Annotated in this window: 4 protein-coding genes and 1 pseudogene; all 5 read right to left on the bottom strand. The window is 76.6% G+C overall.

What is annotated here, in order from left to right; genetic code table 11:
• Positions 1-394 (bottom strand): annotated as a pseudogene (locus WCS02_RS18200) (hydroxymethylbilane synthase); the annotation flags it as partial.
• Entirely contained in the window at positions 391-1725 is a 1335-nt protein-coding gene (locus tag WCS02_RS18195) for a glutamyl-tRNA reductase (RefSeq protein WP_340295703.1), read from the bottom strand. The pseudogene WCS02_RS18200 and the gene WCS02_RS18195, both read right to left, overlap by 4 nt.
• Complete coding sequence (locus WCS02_RS18190; RefSeq protein ID WP_340295702.1) at positions 1722-2516, bottom strand: redox-sensing transcriptional repressor Rex; 795 nt, start codon at positions 2514-2516, stop codon at positions 1722-1724. Before WCS02_RS18190 ends, WCS02_RS18195 begins: the two co-directional genes overlap by 4 nt.
• Positions 2517-2701: 185 nt before the next feature.
• Positions 2702-2953 (bottom strand): glutaredoxin family protein, encoded by a 252-nt coding sequence (locus WCS02_RS18185; RefSeq protein WP_340295701.1) that lies wholly within the window; start codon positions 2951-2953, stop codon positions 2702-2704.
• Positions 2954-3002: 49 nt separating this feature from the next.
• Positions 3003-4200: lysophospholipid acyltransferase family protein (locus WCS02_RS18180; protein WP_422665434.1), on the bottom strand; the 1198-nt coding region annotated here is incomplete at its 5' end.

Here is a 4200-nt window from a genome sequence, read left to right as displayed (position 1 = left end):
CGGCGCGCCGCGGCGAGCCGGTGCCGACCCGGGCCCCGTCGGGCAGGTCGGCCAGCCGGACGCCGCCCGCGCGACGCGCTGGTCAGCGCGGGTCCTCGCGCTCGGGCACCGCCGCGAGCGCGAGCCCGGGGGCCGGCGCGGTCGGCAGGTCCTTGAGCGAGTGGACGGCCACGTCGACCTCGTCGGCCAGCAGGGCGTCGCGCAGCGCCGACACGAATACGCCGGTCCCGCTCGTCGCGCGGGCGAGCTCGCGCAGCGGCTGCGCGGAGCGGTCGCCGTGCGTGGAGACCAGGACGAGCTCCGCCGGCTCGCCGAGCGCGGCGGACAGCGCGTCGGCGACGGTCTGGGACTGGGTGCGGGCCAGCGCGCTCGCGCGCGTGCCGACGCGGATCACGGCCGGCCCCCGTCGGCCATCGCGCCCGGGCCGCCGTCGCCGAACGAGGCGACCGGGTCGAGGGAGTCGGCGACCGACAGCCCGAACAGGGTCTGCAGCGCCTCGGCGTACATCGAGCCGTCGGGCCCGCCCGCGAGCTCCTTGACGCGCACGGTCGGGGTGTGGAGCACCTTGTCCACGACGCGGCGCACCGTGCGCTCGACCTCGGCGACGACGGCCGGGTCGAGGTTGCCGAGGCGGCCGCGCAGGCGCAAGAGCTCGGCGGAGACGACGGCGTCGGCCTGGGAGCGCAGCGCGACGACGGTGGGGGTGACGGTGGCGGCCTCGACCTCGCTGCGCCAGACCCGGACCTCGCCGGCGACGACGGAGCGCGCCCGGGTGACCTCGGTGGTGCCGTCGGCGTCGGCCGCCAGGCGTAGGCCGAGGGTCTCCAGGTCGACGACGACGACGCCGCGCAGGTCGTCGGGCAGCGGCGCGACGTCGCGGGGCAGGGCGAGGTCGACGAGGACGAGCGGGCGGCTGCCGCGCGCCGCGACGGCGGCCTCGACGTGCGCGGCCTCGACGACGTGCCCCACGGATCCGGTGCAGCTGATGACGACGTCGCAGCCCGCGAGCAGGTCCGGCAGCGCGGACAGCGGGGCGACCTGCCCGTCGACGGAGGCGGCGAGCCGGGTGGCCCTGCTCTCGGTGCGGTTGACCACGGTGACGCCGGAGGCGCCGCGGCGGGCGAGGGTGGCGGTGACCAGGGCGGCCATCCCGCCGGCGCCGACGACGGCGACGCGGGCGCCGGACAGCGGGCCGACGTGCTGCTCGGCGACGTCGAGAGCCTCGGTCACCATGCGGTTGCCGAGCCGGTCGAGGCCGGTCTCGGCGCGGGCTCGGCGGCCCACCCGCAGCGCGCGGTCGACGACGGCCGCCATGGCCGGGCCGAGCTGGCCGGCGGTCCGGGCGCGGGTGTAGGCGCTGCGGACCTGGCCGAGGATCTGGGCCTCGCCGAGGGCCATGGAGTCCAGCCCGGACACGACCTGGAACAGGTGCTCGACGGCGGCACCGTCGTAGTGGGCGTACATGTGCTCGCCGAGCTCGGCGACGTCGATGCCCGTGCCGGTCGACAGCGCGGCGGACACCGCGGCCACGCCGGGGTGGAACCGGTCGGCCTCGACGTACACCTCGACGCGGTTGCACGTCGACACGACCATGGCCTCGGTGACGTACGGCTCGGCCAGGACGAGCCGGCCGATCTCGACCGGGTCGGACGCGGCCGCGGACAGCCGCTCGAGCTGCGGCAGCGGGCAGGTGCGGTGGCTGGCACCGACGACGAGCAGCGTCACCGGGAGACCCCGTTCGTCAGGCGCGCGGGCGGGCGCAGCGGACCGAGCACGGCGCTGCGGGTGCGCTGCTCGTGGAAGCCGAGGATCTGCAGCTCGCTGGACAGGTCGACGGCGCGGACGGTGACGCCGTCGGGCACGCGCAGCGCGGCCCCGGCGAAGCAGAGGATGCTCGTGATGCCCGCGGCGACCAGCCGGTCGGCGGTCTGCTGCGCGGCGGCGGCGGGCGTGGCGACGACGGCGATCCGCACGCCGCGGGCGGGGACCAGCTCGGCGAGGTCGTCGACGGCGTGCACGACGTGGCCGTTGACCTCGGTGCCCACGACGGCGGGGTCGGCGTCGAAGAGCGCGGCGATGCTGAGGCCGCGGCTGGAGAAGCCGCCGTAGTGGGCGAGCGCCCGGCCGAGGTTGCCCACGCCGACGATGGCCACCGGCCAGTCGTGCTCCAGGCCGAGGACGGCCGACATCTCGTGGACGAGGGTCGGCACGTCGTACCCGACGCCCCGGGTGCCGTAGGTGCCCAGCTGCGACAGGTCCTTGCGGAGCATGGCGGCCGAGACGTGCACGAGCTCGGCGAGCTCCTGCGAGGACACCGTGGTGATGGAGTCGTCGGCGAGCGCGTGCAGGGCCTGCAGGTACAGCGGCAACCGGCCGACGGTGGCCGCGGGGACCCCGCGGCGCGCCCCCGTCGACTCCGCAGGCACGTCAGCAGCCACGTCCGCGGGCACCTCGCCCGGGGCGTCGACCTGCGTGCGCGAGCCCGTGCGGGGCAGGCGCAGGCGCTGCAGTGGCACAGGACTTCTCCTCGCGTCGGTGACCCTCATCGTACGTGCTTGTGACGGCGTGCACAAAGTCGAGGAGGGCCCTCGTGACCGCCGTCACGGGCAGGTGCTGGGGCCCGCCCGGTAGATACGTCGGGACGTCGGCGGGCGGCCCCGTCAGCGCCCTCGACGTACCCGCCGGGCCCCTGGCCGGGGCCTCACCACAGCAGACGACGGCGGCGGCCCGGGCGCAACCGTGCGCGGAGCCGGTCGGCGTCCACCCGCAGCTGCTCGACCGGCTCGCCGTCCACCTCGACGACCGGGATCCGGTCCCAGTACCGGGCGTGGAGCTCCGGGTCGTCGTCGACGGACACCTCGACCAGCGGGACGCCCGCGCGGCGGCACTCGCGCTCGACGACGGCGCGCGCCTGCTCGCACAGGTGGCAGCCGGCACGCCCGACGAGCCTCACCTGCCGCGGCGGGGCCTGTCCCGCGTCGCCACCTCCGGCCACGTCCGCCTCAGCCCAGGAAGACCGAGCGGCGCCGGACCAGCAGGGCGTACAGCGTCTGCTGGATCGTCTCGCGCACGCGGTCGGTGATCTCGAAGACGACCATGGGGTCGTCGGCCGCCCCGGGGTCGAGCTGGTCGGTGGGCACGGGCTCGCCGAACTCGATGAGCCACTTGCTCGGCAGCGGCACCAGGCCCAGCGGGCCGAACCACGGCCAGGTCGGCGTCAGCGGCCAGTACGGCGCGCCGGTCAGCCGGGCCAGGGGGCGGACGTCGGCGAGCATCGGGTAGATCTCCTCGGCGCCGACGATGCTCACGGGGACGATGGGGACCTGGGTGCGGATGGCCGCCGCGACGAAGCCGCCCCGGCCGAAGCGCTGGAGCCGGTAGCGGTCGCGGAAGTTCTTGCCGATCCCCTTGAACCCCTCGGGCCACACGCCGACGAGCTCGCCGCCGGACAGCAGCCGCTCGGCGTCGCTGCTGGCCGCGAGCGTGGCGCCCATCCGGCGGGCGACGTCGCCCATGACGGGGGTCGCGAACACCAGGTCGGCCCCGAGGAGCCGGAGGAACCGCCCTCCGGTGCTGTCGTGGACGGCGACCTGGGTCATCAGGGCGTCCCACGCCAGCGTCCCGGAGTGGTTGCCGACCAGCAGCGCCCCGCGGTCGGCGGGGATGCGGTCGGCGCCGCGCAGCTCGACGCGGAACCAGCGCTCGTAGACCGGGCGCAGCACGTTGAGCATGACCCGCTCCGTGAGCTCGGGGTCGAAGCCGAACTCGTCGACGGCGAAGTCGCCGGACAGCCGGCGGCGGACGAACTCCACGGCGTCCAGGAGCAGCTCGGTGAGGTGGGCGGGGTCGTCGACGCCTTCCTCGGTCCCGTGGCCTTCAGGGTCCTCGGGAGCCCCGGCAGGCGCGTCGCCGTCCGGCAGGCTCTCGTCCGGTGGCCCTGCAGCGGGCTCCCCCGCGAGGTCGGGGACGACCTCGAGCCGGCGCGCGGTGCTCCGCGGCACGACCATCGCCTCGGCCATGGCCCGGCCGGCCTCCTCCGCGACGAGGTCGATGACCTCGACCGGCGGCACCTGCGGGCGGTTGGGCAGCCGGCCGAGCCCCGTGTCCTCGCTCTCCTCGGCCCCGGCCGCGCTCTCGGGCGAGGCCGGGCTCACCAGCGGCGTGCCGCGCCGGCGGGCGCGCTCGGCGGCGGCCCGGTCG

Origin of the sequence: Aquipuribacter hungaricus, assembly GCF_037860755.1 — a bacterium.
In the GTDB taxonomy this organism is placed as follows: Bacteria; Actinomycetota; Actinomycetes; order Actinomycetales; family JBBAYJ01; genus Aquipuribacter; species Aquipuribacter hungaricus.
The sequence above is the reverse complement of the archived record's forward strand: the minus strand, read 5'-3'. Positions and strand labels throughout refer to the sequence as shown.